This is a genomic window from Clostridium sp. CMCC3677 (assembly GCF_023845585.1).
Taxonomy (GTDB): Bacteria; Bacillota; Clostridia; order Clostridiales; family Clostridiaceae; genus Clostridium; species Clostridium aquiflavi.
Map to the genome: position 1 here is coordinate 166,461 of NZ_JAMQHS010000005.1, position 24,090 is coordinate 190,550.

Genomic DNA, 24,090 nt, shown 5'->3' on the forward strand with positions numbered 1-24,090 from the left:
TGTGAATAAATTGGAAGGAAAAGAATATGATTATATTAAAGGTAGTACAGCAGTAAAACCATCGAGAAAAAGAATAGTAAGTAGACCCAAGAAAAGTAAACAAAATTTACGAAAAGTTAAAAAGAACAAGAGCATTAAGATAAAAAATGAAAAAATAGAAGCAAGAAAAAGTACTCTTATAATATCTATATTGATAGTTTCATTAGGACTTATGACTATTGCAGGAGATGCTAAGGTTTATAATATGCAAAAGAATTTAGGGAAAATAAATAGTGAAATTAATAATTCTGAGGAAACAAATGAAGCATTAAGAGTTAAACTTTTAAAATTTGGATCTTTACAAAATATACAAGAAACTTCAGAAAAGCAGTTATCAATGATGTTACCTACTAAAGATGACATAGTAAAGATAGATTTTTCTGAAAATTATTTTGCAAATTTAGAAACAAATACTGATACTGAGGTTAACAAAAAACAGAGCTTTATATCTAAGTTTATAAGCAAATTCAGATAGTAACTTTTTATTAATTTAAAATAAGTAGTAAAGTTTAAGTGCTTAATAGCTTCATATTCTTAGATAAGTATTTTTTAGACTAATTATAAGGGGATTTTTAATTACATTACAGTTTAAAAAAGAGACACTTAATCTAATAGAAATTATATGGAGGAGTTATAAGTAGTGAAAAAACTAAATTATAAAGATAGAGCAAAAATGCGCAAAAGAATGACTGTAATTATTGCAGGATTGAGTTGTGTGTTTTTAGTGCTAAGTATTAGACTATCTTACATAATGATAGCTAAAAGGCAAGAATATGCAGCAAGAGCGGAAGAACAATGGACAAGCGAAGTAAAAATAGATGCAAGAAGAGGAAGAATATTAGACAGAAATGGCAAAGAATTAGCTGTATCTGCTAATGTGTATAGAGTTGACTTTGATTTAAATTCTATAAGATCTTTTTTAAGGCAAGATTTAACTGAAAAAAGACGAGAAAAGCTTAGTAGTGTTGGAATTAATGTAAAACCAGGACAGGAAGCCTTAACAACTGCTGATATTGCTCCTGTTATTGCAAACGCTCTAGATTTAGATTCAGAAAAGGTAAAAGAAAAATTAGAAACTAAGCTTCCAAGTGGAGCAGATGCTGGTTCAGCAACGCTTATAAGAAGAATTGAAAAAGATGCTGCTGATAAGGTAAGGGATTTAAACATTAGTGGTGTTTTGGTATCACCAGATACTAAAAGATATTATCCGAATAATAATTTTTTATCACATGTTCTCGGAAGCACTAATATTGATGGTCAAGGGTTAACTGGAGTAGAAGTACAATATAATAGTTATTTGTCCGGAGTACCTGGAATGAAAATTTCAGAATTAGATAGAAATAGTGGAGAATTACCTTATACAATATCACAATTCACACCTCCAGTAGATGGAAAGGATATAACTTTAACAATTGATGAGAATATTCAATTCTTTGCTGAAAAAGCAGCACAGCAAACATATGAAGATAATAAAGCTAAAGCAGTATCTATATTAGTTATGGATCCTAAAAGTGGAGAGGTTTTAGCTATGGTTAATAAACCTGATTTTAATCCTAATGTTCCATATGAAGGCACAGAAGATTTTGAAGGTGCAAATGAATCAGAAAAATTACAAAAGATGTGGAGAAATAGACTTGTAAATGATATGTTTGAACCAGGCTCAATTTTTAAAGTTATAACAGCAATTACTGCATTAGAAGAAAATATTGCAAATGCAAATACTGATTTTACATGTGGTGGTGGCTTACATTTTGGAAATAGATATATAAAGTGTTGGAGAACACAAGGCCATGGAGCTCAAAAGTTTCCAGATATAATTCAAAATTCATGTAATGTTGGATTTATGAAGCTTGGAGAAATGATAGGAAAAGAAAAGTTATGTGAATACATTGAAAAGTTTGGATTTGGAAAAGTAAGCGGTATTGATTTACCAGGAGAAACAAGAGGCATTGTTAAAAAGGTTGATAAAATCTCAGAAACAGACTTAGCAACTATAGCTTTCGGGCAAACTAATACTGTAAATTCAGTTCAATATATGACAGCTTTTAATGCTGTTGCAAATGGTGGTCAATTAATACAACCACATGTTATGAAGGAAATTACTCATAGTGGTGAAAATGGAGTTAAAATAGTTGATGAATCATTTAATTCTAAAGTAACGGATGTAGCAACTAAGGAAAAAACAGCAGAACTTAGAAGTTATCTTGAAAGAGTTGTAACTGGTGGATCTGGTGCAGGAACCTTTATGGAAGGGTATCATATTGGTGGTAAAACAGGAACAGCTCAAAAGGTGAATCCGGAAAATGGTACTTATGGTTCAGGACAATATATATCATCTTTTGTTGGTATGGCACCAGTAGATGATCCTAAGATAACTGTAATGGTAACAGTAGATGAACCAAGCAATGGTTCATATTATGCAGGTCAAGTATGTACACCAGCAGCTAAAATGCTATTCTCTGATATATTTAATTATTTAGATAGTAAGTTTTCTGATGAAAATTTAAGTCAAATATCTAGAGATATTATTATTCCAGAGGTTAGAGGAATGAAAGTTGATGAAGCAAAGAAAGTGTTAAAAGAATCTAAGTTAAATTTTTCTATAGATGAATCAGGTGATACTGTTATAGATATGAAGCCATATCCAGGATATGCAGTAAAGGAAGAATCTGAAATAAATCTTTACACAGGTAACAGTGGGTCTTATAATAAAAATGTTGTGATGCCTGATGTAAGAGGATATTCTAAAGATGATGCTAATCAATTATTAACTAGTATTGGAATAACACCAATCTTCCAAGGTGGAGGTATGGTAATAGAACAAAATGTTAATCCGGGAGAAGTTATAACCAAGGGCACATCGGTTAAATTAACTTTAAATTCAGATTATAAAGACTAATTAGAATACTTAAGTTAAAATTTAGCATGTGGGTTTTGCTCACATGCTAAATTATTGTAAAATAATCTTTTATAGAGTATTTAAATAACATAATAAGCATATTATTTAAGGAGATGGTTAAAAATGAACCTTAAAGATATTTTAAAGGGAATAGACTATAAACTTGTACAAGGAAGTTTAGACAAGGAAATATCTTCAATTAATTATGATAGTAGAAAGGTTAATAAGTCCGATATTTTTATTTGTATAAAAGGATATGCTACAGATGGACATAAATATATTCAAAAAGCAATTGAAAATGGCGCGTCTGTTATTATAATACAAGATGATATAGAAATATTAAATAAGAATATATCTGTTATTAAGGTAAAAGACACTAGAAAAGCTTTGGCTCTTATTGGAATAAATTATTACGATAATCCAAGTAAAAAAATGAAGATTATTGGTATAACAGGTACTAATGGCAAAACAACAACTGCATTTATGATAAAATCAATTCTAGAATCCAATGGTAAAAAGGTAGGGCTTATAGGAACTATAGCTAATTACATTGGAAATGAAAAGCTTCATACGGAAAGAACTACACCAGAATCATTAGAATTACAAGAATTATTTAATAATATGGTCAATAAGGGTGTAGAATATTGCGTTATGGAAGTATCTTCTCATTCTCTTGAATTAGATAGAGTATATGGAGTTGATTTTGAGGTTGGAATTTTTACGAATTTAACAAGGGATCATTTAGATTTTCATAAGACTTTTGAAAATTACTATAATTCTAAATTTAAATTATTTAAGAGAAGCAATATAAGAATAATTAATAATGATGATAATTATGGAAAACAAGTAATAAAAGATTTAAATAAACTAAAAGCAAAAAATATATATGATTATTCTATAAAGGAAGACTCTAATTTTAAAGCCTTTGATGAAAAATTGGGAAGTAAGAACATAAGATTTAAAGTTAATTTAGAAAAAGATGAAGAATTTATATTATCAATACCAGGAGAATACAATATATATAATGCTTTAGGTGCTATAGGAGCATGTTATAAGTTAAATATACCAATGGAATCTATAAAAGATGGAATTAACAAAGTTATAGTTCCAGGTAGATGTGAAAGAACAGCTACTAATTATAATTTACCTTATGACATAATAATAGATTACGCTCATACTCCAGATGGATTACAAAACATCTTAGAAACTGCAAGAGGATTTACGCAAGGAAGATTAATTGCTATCTTTGGATGTGGAGGGGATAGAGATAAGGTAAAACGTCCTCAAATGGGTAAAATAGGAACTGAGATAGCAGATATAGCTATAGTAACTTCAGATAACCCAAGAAGCGAAGAGCCTATGAGAATAATAGAGGATATACTAGTAGGAATAGAAAAAGAGAATTATGAAGTTATAGAAAATAGAAAAGATGCTATAAAAAAAGCAATGGATATAGCTAAAGAAAATGATGTGATAGTAATAGCTGGTAAGGGACATGAAACATATCAAATTTTAAAAGATAAAACAATACATTTTGATGAAAGAGAAGTTGTTAAACAAATATTAGATGATAAATAATAAGAGGTGAGATTGTATTATGGATTTAACTCTAAATGAAGTACTAAAAGCAATTAATGGTGAATTGCTAATAAAAAATAATGAAGGAAATTTTGAAAAAATTTCAACTGATACAAGAAAAATTGATAAAAATAGTTTATTTATAGCATTAAAGGGTAATAATTTTAATGGAAATAATTATGTGGTTGAAGCAATAAAAGGTGGATCAACTGTTGCAATAATAGATGAAGTGAATTTTAAGTTAGAAGAGTTAAATGACAAAGGAACAGTTATTAAAGTAAATGATACAAAATCAGCATTAGGAGCTTTAGCAAAATACTATAGAGAAAAATTAGGGATAAAGGTAGTAGGTATAACAGGATCTACAGGTAAAACATCTACTAAAGATTTAGTAGCAGCCTTTTTAAGTGGAAAATATTCTGTATTTAAGACAAAAGGAAACTTTAATAATGAAATAGGGTTACCACTTATGATTTTTGAATTAGATTCAAGTTATGATATTGCAGTTCTTGAAATGGGAACAAGTAACTTTAATGAAATTCATAGATTAACTAATATTGCAAGACCTGATATGGCTATAATTACTAATGTAGGAGTATCTCATATAGAATATTTAAAGACAAGGGAAAATATTCTTAAAGAAAAATTTAGCATAACAGACTTTTTTAAAGAAAATAATACTTTAGTAATAAACTATGAAAATGATATGCTTCAAAAAGTAAATGAAGATAATAAATTTAAAATTGAAAAAATTGGATATGATAAAGAATATGATTTATATGCAGAAAACATAGAGTTAACTGAAGAAAGTACTTCTTTTGATGCAGTTAATAGTAATGGAGAGCGTCATAGATTTAAATTAAATATGGTGGGAGAACATAACATATTAAATGCGCTTTTAGGAATAAGAATATCAGAAAACTTTGGTATTACATTTGAAGAAATGGAACTAGGACTAAATAACTTTGAAGCTACTTCTATGAGATTAGAGTTTATAAAGAAAAATAATTTTACAATAATAAATGACTGCTATAATGCTAGTCCAGATTCAATGAAATCTGCTTTAAGTGTTTTGAAAACATATAGTGGAAGTAGAAAAATTGCTGTGTTAGGAGATATGGGAGAGCTTGGAGATCATGCTAAGTCATCTCATGAAATGGTAGGTCAAGATGCAATAGGAAAAGCAGATATTGTTTTAACAACAGGTGAGTTTAGAGAAGATTATAAAAGTGGTTTTGGAAAAGATGCAGTGACTTTTAACTGTAAAGAGGAATTACAAAATTATTTATGTAATTTAATAAAAGATGGAGATGTTATTTTAGTTAAAGCATCAAGATCAGCAAAATTTGAAGATATAGTAAAAAATATAGAAGCTTTATAGTATAACAAAGGAGGTGAACTGCCAAAAAAGGCAGTATAAGATGGGGGATACAATAAAAGAATTATTAAATCCAACAGTTTTATCAGCATTATTAATGGGATTTGCGTTTTCAATGGTTTTAGGACCGATATTTATACCTATGCTGCATAAATTAAAATTTGGTCAAAACATAAGAAGTGATGGTCCTAAAAGCCATCTGAAAAAATCAGGTACTCCAACTATGGGAGGTCTTATATTCTTTATCTCAGTGAGCGTAACAATGCTTATTATAGGATATAAACCAACTGATGAAGGTATGATAATATTATACTCATTGATTGCATTTGGTGTAATTGGGTTTTTAGATGATATATTAAAAATAATTCATAAAGATAATTTAGGGCTAAGAGCTTATCAAAAGATGATTTTATTATTACTATTTTCTATTGCGTTAGCTTATTATGGATATACTAATATAGGAACAGATATTATAATTCCATTTATGAATTCTAAATTGAATTTAGGAATTTTCTATATACCATTAGTAGTTGTATATTATGCAGCAACAACTAATGCAGTAAATCTTACAGATGGAATAGATGGTCTTGCGTCATCAGTAACCGTTATAGTTTTAACTTTCTTTGCAATAGTAGGTTTTAAAACAGGACATTATCAAGTTGGAGTGTTTTCAATTGCTCTTGCAGGTGCGTTATTAGGATTTCTTAAGTTTAATGCTTTCCCAGCAAAAATATTTATGGGGGATACTGGATCATTAGCTCTTGGAGGTGCAATAGGAACAATAGCTTTAATACTAAAAATGCCATTATTCATAATAATAGTTGGTGGAATATATGTAATAGAAACATTGTCTGTTATAATACAAGTAACATCTTTTAAGACGACAGGTAAAAGAGTATTTAAAATGGCTCCTATCCATCATCATTTTGAACAATGTGGATGGAGTGAGGTTAAATTAGTTACAGTCTTTTCAATAATAACATTAATACTATGCATCATAGGCTTTATTGCACTTTAATTAATTGAAAGTAAATAATTGAAAGGTTATGTTTTAAATGAATGCTGATATTTTAGTATAATATCAACACTGCCTTAAAACAAAGCTTAATACGATAACATTATTTTAATTAACTTAGTAATTAAGTTTGGAGGATTTGTGTATGAGAGTTAGTAAACTCAAAAAAAAGAATATGGGTCAAATAGACTATGGGATATTCTATAGCGTAGTTTTACTATTGGCAGTTGGAGTTGTTATGGTATACTCTGCAAGTTCTTATTATGCTATGTTTAAAAACAATGATAGTATGTACTTTTTAAAAAGGCAACTTGTTTGGGCTGTTTTAGGAATGATAGTTTTAGGGACAACGATGTCAATTGATTACCATAAAATCAAAAGATATACATTATGGCTTATGATAGGGTGTATACCCCTATTGCTAGTTGTGTTTTTATTTCCAGGAGTAAATGGAGCTCAAAGATGGATTCAGATAGGTCCATTATCATTTCAACCATCTGAACTAGCCAAATATGTAGTAGTTCTATTTTTAGCTAAGAGTATAGAAATGAAAGGTGATGGAATAAAGAATTTTTCAACTGGTATAGTACCATATTTATTTGTTTCAGGAATATATGCGGCTTTAGTATTAGCAGAGAAAAACTTAAGTATAGCATCCGTAATAATGATAGTTACATTTATTGTTCTTTTTTCAGCTGGTGGAAGAATAAAACATCTATTTGGAATAGTTGCTCCACTCATGGTAGCGGCAGCGACTATATTTACTTTAGGAGAAGGCTATAGAAGAGCAAGAATGTTAAACTTTATAGATCCATGGAAAGATCCAACAGGAAATGGATATCAATTAATTCAATCTTTTTATGCATTAGGTGCAGGAGGCATTACAGGTCTTGGGTTAGGGCAATCAAGACAAAAAACATTATATATGCCAGAACCACATAATGATTTTATATTTGCAATAATAGGAGAAGAATTAGGACTCATTGGTTGTTTGTGTATAATAATGCTTTTTGTAGTTTTTATATGGAGAGGTATAAAAGTTGCTATGAGTGCAAAAGATACTTATGGAACTTTATTAGCAATTGGTATAACATCTGTTGTCGCAGTACAATCTTTAATAAATATTGCAGTTGTAACTGGTTCAATGCCTGTTACAGGAGTACCATTGCCGTTTATAAGTTATGGAGGAACGTCCCTCGTAATAAATATGGCAGCTATGGGAGTCCTCTTAAATATATCGCGTCAGACAGAAGGAAAAAAGGATAAGTAAATTAAGTTATTCTTTAAAATTATATGTTGATATATGCAATAGGTGAAGTGGAATTGTAATTGGACTTTGAGAATATTTAATTAGTATTTATAAGTTTAATTACTAAACTCACCTTTACTTATACATATATCAACACACTCCTAAAACATAGCCTTAAATAAAAATAAGAGTCATAATTATTTTAAAATTATGACTCTTATTTTATTAAGTTTTTCTTATTATGTAAAATCTATTAAAAAGTTGATGAAAATTTTCAAACAAAGTGGTATTATTATATAAGAAATTTATTAAAAAATTTTATTTTAAGATAAATTTTAAATATATATTATTAAGTAGAGAAATAGGGATGGGCATGGTAAAAAAAACAAATAAATATATTATAAAGTCTAAGCGTAAAAGATTCATAAAGAAAATAATAATAACGCTTCTTTTTTTAATTATGGGAATAATAATATTTATTACTAAATCAAATATTTTTATAGTAAAAAAGGTAGCAGTTACAAATAATCCAATAATAACTGGTGAAGATGTAAAAGAGAGATGTGAAAAGGTACTTGGAGAAAATATTTTTTTTGTAAGTAAGTCTGATTTGACAAATGAAGCTAAAAAAAATCCTTATGTTGAGTCTGTGACAGTAACAAAAAAATTTCCTAAACAAATAAATATAAATATAGTGGAAAAAGAGGGAATTTACTATATAGATGAAGGTAAAAATAAATTAATTTTAAGTAATAGATTAGTTTTACTTGAAAGAACTGATGACTTAAAAGGAAGAAATTTAGTAGAAATAAAAGGTATTGAATATAAAGAAGGGGAAGTTGGAGAAAAAGTCTTAGATGATGATAGAATTAGTGAAATATTAACTACTTTCTATGATATAGTGAGAAACAATCCAACAGAATATAATATTAAATCTATTGATCTCCAGGATTTAACTAATATTAAAGTATATATAGGGGAAGTAGAAGGAAGACTAGGAAATGATGAAAATTTATTAGATAAAATGAATAAAGTAATCCATATTGTGTCAAGTCCAGAAGTATCAATGACTAAAGGATACATAGATGTTAGTTTTGAAGGTGCACCTGTATATTATCATGAATAGGAAAGGTAGGTAAAAATGAAGATATCTAAATCACAAATTTTTGTAGCACTGGTATGCGCACTTTTAGGTTTTTTATTGGCATATCAATTTAAGATGTTATCAAATAAAAATGGTCCAACGGAAATAAGCAATTATGATAAAAATAATATTATTGCAGAACTAGAAAACTTAAGAAAAGAAAAAGAGGAATTACAAAAGTCAAATAGTGAATTATCAGAAGAACTTAAGGTACTAGAAGAATCAGCTGCTAAAGAAGGCGATTTAGGAAAAGAAATTAAAAATAAGTTAGATACTTCAAGAATGAATTTGGGTATAATTGACGTTAAAGGACCAGGAGTAGTAATTACAATAACTCCTAAAACATCAATATTTGAATCTAACACTGGAGTAAGTGGGGTAAGTTTAGGTGAAGAAGAACTTGTTCATATTGTAAATTTACTTTGGTATTCAGGAGCAGAGGCAATTTCTATAAATGATATACGAATAACACCACAAACAGGAATAAAAATAGCAGGTAATGGTATATCTATAGGTTCATCAGGCAGAATATATCCTAATGATAAAATAACTATAAATGTTATTGGAGATAAAGGAAGATTAAATGTAGGTATATCCTTTCCAGGGTCTTTAGATTATGGAGCACTTCCTAATTATAATTGTGAAGTTAAAACAAGTGATGATATATTGATTTTAAAAACAACTCAATCTATAAAGAATGAGTTTATAAAAGCAGTTAAAGAATAGAATTATAAGGAGGAAAAAAGTTGATTGCAATAATTGGTCTATTAATAGGAGTCATATTAGGTTTTGTATTTGATGTTAATATTTCTGAAAGTTTTTCACCATATATGTCGGTTGCAATACTTGCATGTTTAGATTCAGTCTTTGGTGCAGTAAGAGCAAATTTATCTAAGAATTTTCAAACAGATATATTTATATCAGGATTTTTTGGTAATGCATTGCTTGCGGCAGGTTTAGCATATCTTGGAGATAAACTTGGAATTCCTATATACATAGCGGCGGTAATAGTATTTGGTGGAAGAATTTTTAATAACTTTGCAATAATAAGAAGACTCCTATTGGAAAAATTAAAATCGCGCTAAAGTAGGTGAGATTGTGAATAAAAGTAAGCAGACATTCCTTATTTTTCTTACAACTTTAATTTTAGGAATTTTAATTTCAACAAATATTAATCTTGGAGAAATACAGTCATTTGTAGAGTTAAATGCTAAACAATATAAAGATGCTATAGAAGAAAGAGCTAATTTGTATAAAGAAATAGGAAATCTAAAAGAAAATAATAGTGAAATTAAAGATAAAATTAATGACTATATGAAAGAAGATGAAAAGAACGATAAAATTCTTGAAGATATGAAAGCTCAAATTTTAGATTATGAATTATTTGTAGGCTCAAGTCAAGTTGAAGGTCCTGGAATAGTATTAAAAATAAATGATGCAAGCATTAATTTAGAACAAGACTCACAGTTTGAAGTGACGGATAAAATATTTCATGATAATGATATGGCATTAGTTTTAAATGAGCTGCGAAAAGCAGGAGCAGAAGCTATTAGTGTTAATAATCATAGGGTAGTCCCATGTACAGGGGTAATATGTAATTGGGCTTTTATAGGATTTGATGATAATACTATGGAGTCAGCTCCATTTAGTATATATGCAATTGGAGATCCAGAAAAGCTAAAGACTGCATTGTTAGAAGATGGAAGTCACGTAAAAGAACTTATAATTAGAAATCTTTATGTAGAAATAGAAGAAAAAGATAAAATAACATTGCTCCCAAGTAGAGCTGCTAATGAGATTGAATTTATGAAAAGATACGAAAATAATTAAAAAAAATTAAAAAATTTTAATTTTAATATACTTTATTAAAGGAAATTTAATTTTTATAGAGAATAATATTAAAGATAGAGAATAATAAGTAAAAGGAGTAGACTATGAGCATTAAGGAAAATATAGAAAAGCTAAAATTAGAAATTCCTAAAAATGTAGAGCTCCTGGCTGTTTCTAAAACCAAACCTATAGAGGATTTAAAAGAAGCATACGAAGCAGGAATTAGAGATTTTGGTGAAAATAAAGTACAAGAACTTGTTAATAAGGAAGAAAATCTTCCAAAGGATATAAGATGGCATTTAATAGGTAAACTTCAAACTAATAAAGTAAAATATTTAGTGAATAAAGTTCACTTAATACATTCTTTGTCTAGTATAAAACTTTTAAATGAAATTGAAAAAGTTTTTGAAAAAAATGATACAGTGGCAAATGTATTAATTCAAATAAATATTGGTAGAGAAGAAAGTAAGAGTGGAATATTAAAAGAAGAACTACCAGACATAATAGAAGCTATTGAAAATTGTAATCATGTATTAGTTAAAGGCATTATGGTTATTATTCCTAAAGGTGATGAAAAAAATAATAGAAAATACTTTAAGGAAACGAAGGAAATATTCGATTATTTAAAGGTAAGGGAATATAAGAATATAAAAATGGAAGTACTTTCTATGGGAATGACTCATGATTTTAATGAGGCAATAGAAGAAGGTTCTACCTTGGTGAGAATTGGACAGGGGATATTTGGAGAAAGAAATTATAATACAGGAGGAGAAAAATAATGAGTAATGTATTAACAAAAATGAAGTCATTTTTAGGATTAGGGGACGAAGAATATGATGAATATGATGAATATGATGAAAATTATGAAGATTCAGAAGATGATGATGTAGAAGACATGATAGAACCTGTTATTACAAATAAAAAAAATAGCAAGGTTGTAAATATTCATACATCGCCAACAACAAAAGTAACAATAACAAAGCCGGTTGATTACGAAGAAGCAACAGAAATTTGTGATGCTTTAAAAAATAGAAGAATAGTTTTAGTAAATACCACTTTGTTAGAATTAAAAATAGCACAAAGATTATTAGATTTTATAAGTGGTTCTTGTTATGCTTTAGGCGGGGAACTTCAACAAATAGAAAAAGGTGTTTATATCCTTTCTCCATCAAATGTAGAAGTAACTAATGAGTTAAAGAATGAATTAAGTTCAAAAGCTTTATTTAATTGGTCAAAATAGGAGGAGACATGGCATTTATTATTGGGAATTTTATTAGTATACTTTTTAGAATAATAGAATTAGCTATACTAATAGAATGTATATCTTCTTGGATTTCTCCAGGAAAGCAAAATGAATTTCTTAATATAATAAGTAGCTTCACTTATCCAGTACTAGAACCATTTAGAAAGCTTCAATATAAGTTTATGCCAAATATGATGATAGATTTTTCACCTATTTTTGCAATCTTTGCATTAGATATAATTAAGGCTGTTATATTATCTATAATTTATTAATTATGAAAGAAAAAATAATAAATTATTTTTCAGAAGATGATAAAATTGAGGCATTAAACTTATATGAAAAATATATGCTAGCAGTAGATAAAGATATACCTGTTTTTGGGAATTGTTTTTATTCACCAAAGGTATGGAAATGGTTTAAGAAAAATTGTGAAACTAGCAAATTTAAAGTTACTTGTGAAGGTATTTTTAAGGATTCAGAAAGAAAAATGATTTCATTTAATAATATTTATGATAGTCCTTTTCCTATAAGGTTACTTAAGGTTGAAGGAAAATCTAAGTTTTCCAATTTAGAGCATAAGGATTTTTTAGGTGGAATCTTATCACTAGGAATAGAAAGAAATAAAATTGGAGATTTAATAGTTGAAGATAATGTATGTTATTTGCCTATACATGAAGACGTATTAAATTTTCTATTATCTAATGTTGATAAAATTGGAAAGACTCCCTGCCGTATTACTGAAATACAAAATGAGGGAGACTTTCCTGAAATAAAATTTAAAGAGGATGTTATTTTAGTTTCATCTTTAAGAATTGATGGGATTGTTTCAAAAATATCGAAGTTATCTAGGGCAAAAGCTCAAATGTTAATAGATCAAGGTCAAGTTTTAATTGAGTATAATAAGATTAAAGATAAAAGTTATGAAGTTAAAAGTGATGAGAGAATTGTTATAAGAGGAATTGGAAAATTCATTGTAGGAGAAGTTATTGGAAGCAGTAAAAGCGGAAAATATAAACTGATTATAAAAAAATATACATAGTTGAGGTGAGTTTATGAAGTTAACACCAATGGATATAACAAATAAAGAATTTAAAAAAGGATTAAGAGGATATAACGTAGAAGAAGTTGATGAATTTTTAGATGAAATAGTAGAAAATTATGAAGAGCTATATAAAGAAAATTCTAATTTAAAAGAAAAGTTAACAAATATGCAAGAAAAAGTTGATCATTATTCACAAATTGAAACAACAATTCAAAATACATTAGTTTTAGCACAAAATGCAGCAGAACAAGCTAAGAGTAGTGCACAAAAAGAAGCCGAATTAGTACTTAAAAATGCAAATGAAACTGCTCAAAAAGTTCTTGATAAATCTCATAATGATGTTATTGGCATTAATGATGAATATGAAAGAGTTAAACAAGAATTTATTAAATTTAGAGCAAAATACAGAAATTTCATGAATACTCAACTTGAAACTTTTGATGATTTAGAAAAAGATTTTATAAAAAATTATAACGTTTCAGAACCTATTGATGATGGAGACATGAAAGAAAAGGATATTGTTGATCAAGAAGTAGAAGTAGAAATTTCAGATGATGATTTGATTGATTACGATAAAAATTCACTTACTGAGGATTTAAGTGAAATAAAAAGCTTTTTTGCTAAGGAGTAAAATTTATATTATGTAAGTTTATTTACCTTTAAATTGTTATGCATAATTACAGTTTAAAGGTATTTTTATTTATTTGATTAAAACATAATTTAATGATAAAAAGGAAAAAGTATTTAAATGATAAGGGATAATATATTACAATGAAAAATTTTTATTGTATGGGTAAAAAAATCGACAATCATTATAGTACATTTAGTGATTTATATATATATATTTGTTGAGTAATATATAGGATTATATTATAATATTGAGAGAATATTTACAGAAAGGCTATTATTTTTATGGAAGAAAATATTTTAACAGTAAGCAAAGAGAATGAGGGAACTAGAATAGATAAATATTTAAGCGAAATGTTAAATGGAAAATCTCGTTCTTTTGTTCAAGGCCTTATTGAAAAAGAAAACATTAAGGTAAATAGTGAATTAATTAAAAGCAATTATAAATTAAAAGCTTGGGATGAAATATCAATAACAATACCAGAAGCTGAAACTTTAAAAGTTGAATCTGAAAATATAGATTTAGATATATTATATGAAGATAAGGATATAATAGTAGTTAATAAAGAACAAGGAATGGTTGTTCATCCAGCACCAGGTAATTACAATGGAACGCTGGTAAATGCATTATTATTTCATTGTACTGACTTATCTAGTATAAATGGAGTTATAAGACCAGGAATAGTACATAGAATAGATAAAGATACTTCAGGTGTATTAGTAATAGCTAAAAATGATGAATCTCATAATAAATTGGCTTCTCAATTAAAAGATCATTCAATGAATAGAGAGTATTATGCCTTAGTAGAAGGCATATTTAAGAATGATTCTGGAATCATAGATAAGCCTTTAGGAAGAGACAAGAAAAATAGGCTAAAAATTGCAATAACTCAAGATGGAAGAAGAGCGGTAACTCATTATGAAGTTTTAGAAAGATATGATTTAGGATATACGCTTATAAAATGTAAACTTGAAACAGGTAGAACACATCAAATAAGAGTACATATGGCATCACTTAATCATCCTTTAGTTGGAGACCCTATTTATGGATTTAAAAAACAAAGATTTAAATTAAAGGGACAAATGTTACATGCTAAAAAATTAGGATTTATACATCCAACTAAAAATGAATACATGGAATTTTCAACAGAATTACCACAATATTTTGAAGAAGTATTACAAAAATTAAGATAAAATATAGTATTAATAGGGGGAAGAAATTATGGAATTAAAATCAACTTTATTAGATGATAAAGCGATAAAAAGAACATTAATTAGAATTTCTCATGAAATAATTGAAAGAAATAAAGGTGTAGAAGATATAGTCCTTATTGGTATAAAAAGAAGGGGATATCCATTAGCAGAAAGAATAGCAGAGCAAATTGAAGGCATTGAAGGTAGGAAAGTAGATGTTGGATATGTTGATATAACTTTATATAGAGATGATCTTACTATCGTTGAAAAAGATCCAAAAGTTAAGAGTATCGATATAGAAACAACTATAAAGGATAAAAAAGTAATATTAGTTGATGATGTATTATATACATGCAGAACAGTTAGAGCAGCCATTGATGCAGTTATGGACTTAGATAGGCCAGAAGGAATACAATTAGCTGTTTTAATAGATAGAGGTCATAAGGAATTACCTATAAGAGCAGATTATGTTGGTAAAAATATACCTACATCTAAAAATGAAGTTATAAAAGTTATGTTAAATGAAATTGATGGAGAAGATTCTGTAAAAATATATGATTCTATTAATTAGTATAATAGATGAATTTTATAAAAGGAGCAAACTATGTATAATTTAATTGCAACAAGTACTTTTGGTATAGAAAGCATAACAGCAAAAGAATTGAGAGCGCTTGGTTATGAAGATCTAGAAATTGAAAATGGGAAAGTAACATTTGAAGGAGATGAAATGGATATAGCTATAGCCAATGTCCATTTAAGAACTGCTGATAGAGTATTAATTAAAATGGCTGAGTTTGAAGCAAAATCTTTTGAGGAACTTTTTCAAGGAACTAAGAATGTGAAATGGCACGAAATAATACCTAAAGATGGAATTATGCATGTTGTAGGGAAATCTGTAAAATCAACACTACATAGTGTACCTGATTGCCAATCTATAGTAAAAAAAGCTGTAGTTAGCAGTATGAGTGAACATTATGGAATTGAAACTTTTAGTGAAAGTGGTTCTACATATAAAATCGAAGTTGCTATTTTAAAAGACAAAGTAACATTAACAATAGATACTACTGGTCCTGGATTACACAAAAGAGGATATAGAGAACTAGCAGGAATAGCACCATTAAAAGAAACATTAGCAGCATCAATGCTTTTACTTTCAAGATGGAATGATAACTTTGAACTTGTAGATCCATTTTGTGGATCAGGAACTATACTTATAGAAGCTGCTATGATAGCATTGAATATAGCACCAGGATGTAATAGAAACTTCGTGGCAGAAGAGTGGTCTGATGATATAAGAAACACATTTGCCATGGTTAAAGATGGAGCTAAAAAAGCAGTTAAAGATAAAGAAATAAATTTAATAGGATATGATATAGATTATAGAGTTTTAAAAGTTGCTATGGATAATGCTGAAAAAGCAGGAGTTTCTAAGTATATAAAATTCCAAAAGAGAGATTTCATGAGCTTTTCAAGTTCTAAAAAGCATGGGTTCATAATATCAAATCCACCATATGGTGAAAGAATTGGTGAAAGAGAAACATTAGAGCCTCTTTATAATTATATGGGCCAAATGAAGAGAAAACTTAATGAGTGGGACTTTAATATTTTAACGTCTATTGAAGGATTTGAAAAATTGTTAGGAATAAAATCTACTAAAAATAGAAAGTTATATAATGGAACAATCAGATGTTATTATTATCAATATTTTGATAATATAAAAATTAAAAATCCAGGAGATACATTAATAAATGAATTGATGGATTAAACATATACTTTAAATAAAGGTTATATCAACACTTTGCTAAAATACAGCATAAGTAAAAAAACGATAACTCAAAGTTAATTTTTGGTTATCGTTTTTTTGTTTATGAAATTGTAGAATTTTTGAAGACTTTTAATCAAAACATTAATTAAGCTACCTTTAATTAAAAAAAGTATTACACATACCTTTTGCTCTTTAAATAGTATACAGAAAATTATATGATTATAAGAATTCAATCCATGAATAACTTAATTTATAATTCTAAATTTAGATTATCAAAATCTTTTGGATCTACTATCAATGTTTTATTTGTATGGTAGATTACCATTCCAGGTTTTGCTCCATTTGGTTTTTTAAGTTCCTTAACTTTTGTATAGTCAACTGGAACTTTTGAAGAATTTTTAGCTTTACTATAATAAGCAGCTATTATTGCAGCTTCTTCTAAAGTTTTATCTGGTATTTCATATTCAGCAATAATAACATGAGAACCAGGAATATCTTTTGTATGTAACCAAAGATAATTTTTATTAGCAAACTTTAAACTTAAATAATCATTTTGCAAGTTATTTTTACCAACATAGATATCTATACCATCACTAGATTTAAAGTGGTGTGGTTTAGAGGTTTTCTTCTTTTTATTGTTTTTATCAGATTTTTTAAATCTTATATAACCAGTTTCAACAAGTTCATTTTTTATATCGCCTATTTCATCGTAGCTTTCTACATTTTGAATATTAGTAAGAACTGAATTTAAATACTCTTCTTCTTTGAGACTTTTATCAAGCTGAGATTTAGCGTATTCTTCTGAAACTTTTAGTTTATTATATTTCTTATAATAAGCCTGAACATTTTCTGAAGGAGTCTTAAAAGGATCTAATCTTATTTCTAGATACTCCTCTTTTTCACTATAATAATTTAATAGAGAAGCTTTAGTAGCACCTTTTTTTATACTATATATATAAGACGTTAGTAAATCACCTTTAATTCTCAAGTTTTCTTTTTCATCACATTCTTTTAAAGTTTCATGTAAAATTTTTGATTTCTTTTTACATCTATCTATGTTTGTAACAACTAATTTTTGTAAATCTATAGATTTATTATGAAGTCTATCTTGCTTATCTTTTTTATAAAAGAAATCATCCATAAGTATATTAGGATTATCATATTCTATAGTAGAAAAATTATTTTCTAAAGAAGATAATTTTAAGAAATAAAAGTCCTTATAAACTCCACTATCATTAGTGTAAATATTATAAGAAAGATTTTTATCAAGATTTAATATAAAATTCTTAAAAATTTCATAAATTTCTTCTCTAATGGGTGATGAATTGGATTTTATAATGTTATAATATAAATCTGAAGACAATAATTTACTAATACCTGTAAAAGTTTTTGAAAAGAAGTTCTCATCAAAAATTATTGAATTAGTAGATATAAAATTATTAAAATCTTCATATTCAAATAGTAAAGGATTTAATTTATTAGATTCTGGTGGATAAACATAATTAACACCAGGATAGAGAACTCTAAAAGTATTAATATCTGGGGTTATGTGCTTTATTGATTCCATAACCTTATTATCTCTATTTCTAACTAATGTGATATTAGAATGTCGGCCCATAATTTCAATTATAAGTGAATAAATGCTATCGAAGCCTAATTCATCACGATTTTCTATATCAATTACTAAAACTCTATCATTATTTTTTTGAGTCAATTTAGTAATTCTACCACCTAATAAGTATTTACGTAACACCATTAAGTACATTGGTGCTTTTATAGGATTGCTTTTAGTTGAATTAGTTAAATGAATTCTAGCAAATCTTGGAGATGCTGATATTAAAAGCTTTAAATTTTTACGTTCTTTTCTTAATGTTAAGATTATTTCATCTTTTTCAGGTTGATTTATTTTATCTATTTTAGAATCTAATATTGATTTTTTTAAATCATTAACTAAACTATATAAGTAGATACCGTCTAGTGCCATTGTAATTCGTCCTTTCTTAGTGCGACTAGGCAAAAAATAATGCCTTTAAGATAGTATAACATTATAATTGCTTTATTATCAAATATTGATATTACATAGCAAAGCAATTATATTTTATTCATAAAAATTAAAAAATTTAACGTTATATTTTAAGATATTATTAATAATTTAGTATAAGGCAAGTTCAAATTCTATTGGGGCATTAAGTTAAATTGTTAATATTTATTTAAGTAAAATGAAAATAGATTGGGGGAGATACTAAAATGGAATTTTATAAAATGCATGGAGCAGGAAATGATTTTATTTTTATTGAAGACTTTAATTATGAAATTAAAGATGAATGTGATTTAGCACAAAAAGTTTGTAATAGACATTTTGGAATTGGAGCTGATGGTTTAATTATTGTTAGAAAATCAAAAAATTCAACAGCTAAAATGGTTATTATAAATTCTGATGGTTCTAGAGCAAATATGTGTGGAAATGCAATAAGATGTTTTGGAAAGTATATTTATGAAAATAAAATCATAGATAGTATTAAGTTTCCAGTTGAAACAGGAGATGGCATTAAGGAAATAGAATTAATACTAAGAGATGATAAAGTAGAATATGTAAAAGTGTATATGGGAAAACCATCTTTTGATGGAAAAGATATACCATTAAATAATTTAGAAGAATTAATTGATAAAGAAGTTGTTATAGATAAAGAAAAATATAATCTGACAACTTTATTAATGGGTGTCCCCCATACTGTTATTTTTGAAAAGAATCAGGAATATGAGGTTGAAAATGGAGAAAAGATAGAAAAATTCTCTTTATTTAAAGAAGGAACTAATGTTAATTTTGTAAAGGTTAATGATAAAAATCATATACGTGTAAATACATGGGAAAGAGGTGCTGGAGCAACGCTTGCTTGTGGTACTGGATGCTGCGCTTCAGCTGTAGTTGCAAAGAAATTAGGCTATGTAAGTGGAGAAAAGATATTTGTAAAAGCTCCAGGTGGAAATCTTATAATAGAAGTTCTAGAAGATGGAGTATATATGAGTGGGCCAGCAGAATTTATTTGTAAAGGAAATATTATTTTATAGTGATAAATTAATTGAGGGGATAAAAATGAACGTGTTAAAAAAGAAAAAAATGAGTATTTTAGTATTGATTGTTCTACCTCTGCTGATGCTAGGATGTTCATCTAAGAATGATGAACCTATTAGCATAGCAGAGGAATTACAAATTAACCAAGGTACAATATTAAAATATGAAGAAGATAAGTATAACTTATATAATTACAAAGAAGATGAATATAAATTATACGAACCAAATAAAGCAGTAGTAGCTTATGACAAATCAAGTTCTAATTATATATACAGTGAAGATAAAAAATATTATATTGTACATAACGGAGAAAAAAATGAAGTAAAAGATAGAGAATTTACAGACATAAAAATATCCCCTAATGGAAAATATATATCATACTTTATAGAAGATGAAGGTTTACATTTAAAAGTATTTGAAACAGATAAAAACAAAGAAATGAAAATTAATTCTAAAGTATCTGTGTCAGGTGTTTTATATGACTGGTATGATGAAAATATCATTCTCTATTATGGAATCAGTAGTGATGGTATAAATGGAGTTTTCACATATGATTTAGATAACAATAAAGAAAATCTTATTTATAAAATAGATGAAGGATATCTAGGATTTATAAAATCTTCAAAAGAAAATATTATCTTTTTACAAATAGATTTTGATAATAATAAAGAGCTGATGATGCTTAATAAATCTAATAATGAAGTAGTATTATTAACTGATAAAATTGAGTTATTACAGGATGTTATAATTAAGAATGATGAAATATATTTTGTTGGAAAAGCTTATAATGATAAGGAGTCCCTTTATAAAGTGAATGGAAATAAGGTGCAAAGAGTAGTATTTGACTTTCCTTCAATAGTAGAAGTAGGTAAGGGATTAAGCATTGGTGAAAATGGAGAGATTTTATTTATAGGTAAAGATAATAGTTCAAAAAAGAAAGCTGTATATAGTTGCTCTGAGGATAAGACAATAAGCTTAGTATCAGATAAAGCTAATGATTATGATTTTATAAAATTTAATGAATAAATTAAAACGCTGAAATTAGAGAGTAACCTCTTTGATTTTAGCGTTTTTACTATTTTTTGAATATATTTACATTAAGAGGGTATAGTACTTAATAATGATGAAGGGAGGTATAAATATAATTGAATATAAAATTAGAGATGTAGATGTGAGCATTTCAAGAAGGATAAGTAAAAAGATATCTGACAAATATAAAGTTATTCCTATAAAACAAGAAAAAAGTACAACTATTGTATTGGGACATGAAATCAAAGATGAAGCAGAAGAATACTTAAGGTTTATTTATAATAATAAAATTGTCTTAAAAGAAATAAGTAAACAAAATTATGACTATTTAAGAGATATTATATATAAAGTAGAAGATGAAGATATAGAAAATACTTTGATTTATAATGCTATTTTAAGGAATGCTAGTGATATACATTTTGAACCATGCGAAAAAGAGGTAGATATAAGATATAGAATTAATGGTGGATTAATTTTAGTTCACAAAATGCTTTTATCTGAATACCTAACTTTAGCTTCAAAAATAAAACTTAAAGCTAATATGGATATATCAGAAAGGAGAAAACCACAAGATGGAAAAATACTTATAAATTATAACAATAATAATTATGATTTAAGAGTTTCATCTATTCCTGTAGTTTATGGTGAAAAAATAGTTATAAGAATACTATATAGCGAAAATTTTAATTATAAATTAGAAGATCTATATTTTTCAAAAGAAAAAATAGAATTAATAAGAAAGATTATGTCATTAAAGAAAGGTCTAGTTTTAGTTAATGGACCAACTGGAAGCGGGAAATCGACAACTCTGTATACTATATTGAAAGAAATCAATAAAGAAGATATTAATATAACAACTCTAGAAGACCCAGTGGAAGCAATCATTCCAAATATCAATCAAATGAGCTTAAATAAGAAATTAGATATAAATTTTTCAAATGGTTTAAAAAACATATTAAGGCAAGATCCAGACGTTATTATGGTTGGAGAGGTTAGAGATGAAGAGACAGCATCTATGTCTGTAAGAGCATCGATAACAGGGCATAAAGTGTACACCACTATTCATACATCAACACCAAGAGAAGTCTTTTTTAGACTTGAGGATATGGGGGTAAAACCTTACTTACTTAGAGATTCAATTGTGGGAATAATATCTCAAAGATTAATAAAAATACTATGTGAAAATTGTAAAAAGGAAGATATTAAAAATGATTATAAAGGAATTAAATTATATAAAAAAACTGGTTGTTCAAAATGTAATTATTCTGGATATGAATCAAGAAAACTTATAAGTGCTGTATATTTTTTAGATAAGGAATATGATGAAGTCGATATTTATAAAGACAAGTACTGTTTATCTAATATTGGAATGAAAGATGATTTAGAAAAGTTATTAAAGAAAGGACAAATATCCTATGAAGATTATGTAAGATTTATGAAAGGAGAAGGATTAAATGAGTATCTTTAAGAAAATAAATTGTTTTCTTAACAAAAGGTACAAGAAAATAAACTACAATGAATTAAGTTTGATATCTGGAAGCTTAGCACAATTATATAAAGATGGAATAAAAATAAATGAATCTTTAAATTTAATAAAAGAAGTTACATTAACTAAAGAGTACAAAAGAAGTATTAGTGATATTGTTAAAAACATAGAAAATGGAATGACATTATCTAACGCTTTCGATGAAAAAAGAGAATTATATCCTAAGTTTTTTATAGGAATAATATCTATAGGAGAAAATTCAGGAAAGCTATATGAAGCTTTAAAAACGCTAAAAAATTACTATGGAAAAAGAGCTTTTATAAATAAATATATTATAAGTTCATTAACATATCCAATGATATTAATGATAAGCATATTAGCATTAATGGTATTTTTAACTTTAGTAGTTATACCTAATTTTCATAGTATTTATTTATCAATAGGAATAAAACCACCTTTTAGTTGTGAAAAAATATATGAATTAAGTAATTATATAAAAGAAAATCCACTTTTAAATTTTATATCTTTTCTATGCTGGGGAGTTTTTATACCATTCATAAGTATAAGGAGATTAATAGACAAAAGATATGTAAGTTTATTAAGTAATTTCAAGATTTTTAACAAGTTTTTAGAGTATGTAATTGTATTTATATTATCTATTATTGTTAATAGTGGAATGAATATTTCGTATGGACTCAGGTATTGTTCAGATAGTATGAATTTTAATTATATAAGTGACAAACTTAATAAAATTAATGAAGATATATTAAAAGGAAGTACATTAAGTGAAGCAATAACTGACACAAATATATTTTCTAAATATACAATTGCTGTAATAAAGGTAAGGGAAGAAAGTGGGTCTATAGGAGAAGCTTTAAAAGAATTAAGTTTAACGTTAGAAGAATCTTTAATTAGAACAATTAATAAATACTTAAGTTTATTGCAACCATTTCTTATAATATTTATATCAATAGTTATTACAGTATTTTTTATGATTTTTATTCTTCCTTTATTTGATAGCTTAAAAATAGGAGCGATTAAATGAAGAAAAAGGGATTTACCTTAATAGAAGTCATAGCAAGTTTATCAATAATTTTAATAATATTTTCTTTAACTTTATCAGTAAAAGATATACATTCTACCATTTCAAATGATATAGAAAGCAAATCAGCTCTTTATGATGTAGAAAATTTATTATCTTATAGTAAAGCTTATTGTAAGAAGAATAGAAAAAGTGGTGAAATTCAAATAGATAATATACGAAATAGAATTTTATTTGGAAAAGATGGCCTAACAACAGTAAAACAAGTTGTTTTACCAAGAAAAATAAGAATCATTAGTAAAAATGATTGTATACAAGTAAGATCCAATGGTCACATAAAGCAAGGAAAAACTATAGTGTTTCAAGATAATAAAAATAATATATATAAGGTTACTATAGCAACAGGCATTGATCCTATCAATATTAGTGGCTTTTAAAAGTATATAAATTTTTAGAA

At 27.0% G+C, this 24,090-nt stretch carries 24 protein-coding genes; 23 read left to right on the forward strand and 1 reads right to left on the reverse strand.

Going from position 1 to position 24,090, the window contains the following annotated elements:
- The first annotated feature begins 1 nt into the window (after position 1).
- From NG901_RS07665 to NG901_RS07750, 18 genes are all read left to right on the forward strand, one after another.
- Positions 2 to 514, forward strand: coding sequence for a cell division protein FtsL (locus NG901_RS07665; protein WP_252213259.1), 513 nt, complete (start codon positions 2 to 4; stop codon positions 512 to 514).
- A 165-nt stretch (positions 515 to 679) separates the two neighbouring features.
- A complete protein-coding gene (locus NG901_RS07670) occupies positions 680 to 2,938 on the forward strand; it encodes a stage V sporulation protein D (RefSeq protein WP_252213262.1) in 2,259 nt (752 codons plus the stop codon).
- 123 nt (positions 2,939 to 3,061) lie between these two features.
- The gene (locus NG901_RS07675) at positions 3,062 to 4,516 is read left to right on the forward strand and encodes a UDP-N-acetylmuramoyl-L-alanyl-D-glutamate--2,6-diaminopimelate ligase (protein WP_252213265.1); all 1,455 of its coding nucleotides are present in this window, start codon (positions 3,062 to 3,064) and stop codon (positions 4,514 to 4,516) included.
- Between the two features lie 19 nt (positions 4,517 to 4,535).
- Complete coding sequence (locus NG901_RS07680; protein ID WP_252213268.1) at positions 4,536 to 5,897, forward strand: UDP-N-acetylmuramoyl-tripeptide--D-alanyl-D-alanine ligase; 1,362 nt, start codon at positions 4,536 to 4,538, stop codon at positions 5,895 to 5,897.
- A gap of 40 nt (positions 5,898 to 5,937) precedes the next feature.
- Entirely contained in the window at positions 5,938 to 6,912 is a 975-nt protein-coding gene (gene mraY / locus NG901_RS07685) for a phospho-N-acetylmuramoyl-pentapeptide-transferase (RefSeq protein ID WP_252213271.1), read from the forward strand.
- A gap of 142 nt (positions 6,913 to 7,054) precedes the next feature.
- A complete protein-coding gene (gene spoVE / locus NG901_RS07690; RefSeq protein WP_252213274.1) occupies positions 7,055 to 8,179 on the forward strand; it encodes a stage V sporulation protein E in 1,125 nt (374 codons plus the stop codon).
- Positions 8,180 to 8,618: 439 nt separating this feature from the next.
- Entirely contained in the window at positions 8,619 to 9,284 is a 666-nt protein-coding gene (locus NG901_RS07695) for a cell division protein FtsQ/DivIB (protein ID WP_252213277.1), read from the forward strand.
- 15 nt (positions 9,285 to 9,299) lie between these two features.
- Positions 9,300 to 10,028 (forward strand): DUF881 domain-containing protein, encoded by a 729-nt coding sequence (locus NG901_RS07700; protein ID WP_252213280.1) that lies wholly within the window; start codon positions 9,300 to 9,302, stop codon positions 10,026 to 10,028.
- A 20-nt stretch (positions 10,029 to 10,048) separates the two neighbouring features.
- Positions 10,049 to 10,387 carry a small basic family protein gene (locus NG901_RS07705; RefSeq protein WP_003371191.1) on the forward strand — a complete coding sequence of 113 codons (339 nt, stop codon included), beginning with the start codon at positions 10,049 to 10,051 and terminating at the stop codon, positions 10,385 to 10,387.
- 13 nt (positions 10,388 to 10,400) lie between these two features.
- The gene (locus NG901_RS07710; RefSeq protein ID WP_252213283.1) at positions 10,401 to 11,132 is read left to right on the forward strand and encodes a DUF881 domain-containing protein; all 732 of its coding nucleotides are present in this window, start codon (positions 10,401 to 10,403) and stop codon (positions 11,130 to 11,132) included.
- A 104-nt stretch (positions 11,133 to 11,236) separates the two neighbouring features.
- Complete coding sequence (locus NG901_RS07715; protein WP_252213286.1) at positions 11,237 to 11,911, forward strand: YggS family pyridoxal phosphate-dependent enzyme; 675 nt, start codon at positions 11,237 to 11,239, stop codon at positions 11,909 to 11,911.
- Positions 11,911 to 12,372 carry a cell division protein SepF gene (locus NG901_RS07720; protein WP_252213289.1) on the forward strand — a complete coding sequence of 154 codons (462 nt, stop codon included), beginning with the start codon at positions 11,911 to 11,913 and terminating at the stop codon, positions 12,370 to 12,372. Before NG901_RS07715 ends, NG901_RS07720 begins: the two co-directional genes overlap by 1 nt.
- 8 nt (positions 12,373 to 12,380) lie before the next feature.
- On the forward strand, positions 12,381 to 12,647 hold the full coding sequence (locus NG901_RS07725; protein ID WP_252213292.1) for a YggT family protein: 267 nt from the start codon (positions 12,381 to 12,383) through the stop codon (positions 12,645 to 12,647).
- Between the two features lie 2 nt (positions 12,648 to 12,649).
- Positions 12,650 to 13,414, forward strand: a complete 765-nt coding sequence (locus NG901_RS07730; protein ID WP_252213295.1) for a YlmH family RNA-binding protein — start codon at positions 12,650 to 12,652, stop codon at positions 13,412 to 13,414.
- Positions 13,415 to 13,427: 13 nt separating this feature from the next.
- The gene (locus NG901_RS07735; RefSeq protein ID WP_252213298.1) at positions 13,428 to 14,048 is read left to right on the forward strand and encodes a DivIVA domain-containing protein; all 621 of its coding nucleotides are present in this window, start codon (positions 13,428 to 13,430) and stop codon (positions 14,046 to 14,048) included.
- A 281-nt stretch (positions 14,049 to 14,329) separates the two neighbouring features.
- On the forward strand, positions 14,330 to 15,238 hold the full coding sequence (locus NG901_RS07740) for an RluA family pseudouridine synthase (protein WP_252213301.1): 909 nt from the start codon (positions 14,330 to 14,332) through the stop codon (positions 15,236 to 15,238).
- Between the two features lie 28 nt (positions 15,239 to 15,266).
- Positions 15,267 to 15,809: a bifunctional pyr operon transcriptional regulator/uracil phosphoribosyltransferase PyrR gene (gene pyrR / locus NG901_RS07745; protein WP_252213304.1), complete on the forward strand. Its 543-nt coding sequence runs from the start codon at positions 15,267 to 15,269 to the stop codon at positions 15,807 to 15,809.
- Positions 15,810 to 15,842: 33 nt separating this feature from the next.
- Positions 15,843 to 17,003 carry a THUMP domain-containing class I SAM-dependent RNA methyltransferase gene (locus NG901_RS07750; protein ID WP_252213307.1) on the forward strand — a complete coding sequence of 387 codons (1,161 nt, stop codon included), beginning with the start codon at positions 15,843 to 15,845 and terminating at the stop codon, positions 17,001 to 17,003.
- Between the two features lie 250 nt (positions 17,004 to 17,253).
- Here NG901_RS07750 and NG901_RS07755 read toward each other — a convergent pair whose 3' ends face one another.
- Positions 17,254 to 18,987: an Rqc2 family fibronectin-binding protein gene (locus tag NG901_RS07755; protein WP_252213310.1), complete on the reverse strand. Its 1,734-nt coding sequence runs from the start codon at positions 18,985 to 18,987 to the stop codon at positions 17,254 to 17,256.
- Positions 18,988 to 19,250: 263 nt separating this feature from the next.
- On the opposite strand from NG901_RS07755, the gene dapF reads away from it, so the two are divergent.
- The 5 genes from dapF to NG901_RS07780 all read left to right on the forward strand — a co-directional run bounded on the left by dapF (position 19,251) and on the right by NG901_RS07780 (position 24,070).
- Positions 19,251 to 20,072: a diaminopimelate epimerase gene (gene dapF / locus NG901_RS07760; protein WP_252213313.1), complete on the forward strand. Its 822-nt coding sequence runs from the start codon at positions 19,251 to 19,253 to the stop codon at positions 20,070 to 20,072.
- Between the two features lie 25 nt (positions 20,073 to 20,097).
- A complete protein-coding gene (locus NG901_RS07765; RefSeq protein ID WP_252213316.1) occupies positions 20,098 to 21,102 on the forward strand; it encodes a hypothetical protein in 1,005 nt (334 codons plus the stop codon).
- Positions 21,103 to 21,196: 94 nt separating this feature from the next.
- Positions 21,197 to 22,573 (forward strand): GspE/PulE family protein, encoded by a 1,377-nt coding sequence (locus NG901_RS07770; RefSeq protein ID WP_252213319.1) that lies wholly within the window; start codon positions 21,197 to 21,199, stop codon positions 22,571 to 22,573.
- Positions 22,560 to 23,636 (forward strand): type II secretion system F family protein, encoded by a 1,077-nt coding sequence (locus tag NG901_RS07775; protein ID WP_252213322.1) that lies wholly within the window; start codon positions 22,560 to 22,562, stop codon positions 23,634 to 23,636. Before NG901_RS07770 ends, NG901_RS07775 begins: the two co-directional genes overlap by 14 nt.
- A complete protein-coding gene (locus NG901_RS07780; protein ID WP_252213325.1) occupies positions 23,633 to 24,070 on the forward strand; it encodes a prepilin-type N-terminal cleavage/methylation domain-containing protein in 438 nt (145 codons plus the stop codon). Before NG901_RS07775 ends, NG901_RS07780 begins: the two co-directional genes overlap by 4 nt.
- Positions 24,071 to 24,090: the final 20 nt, after the last annotated feature.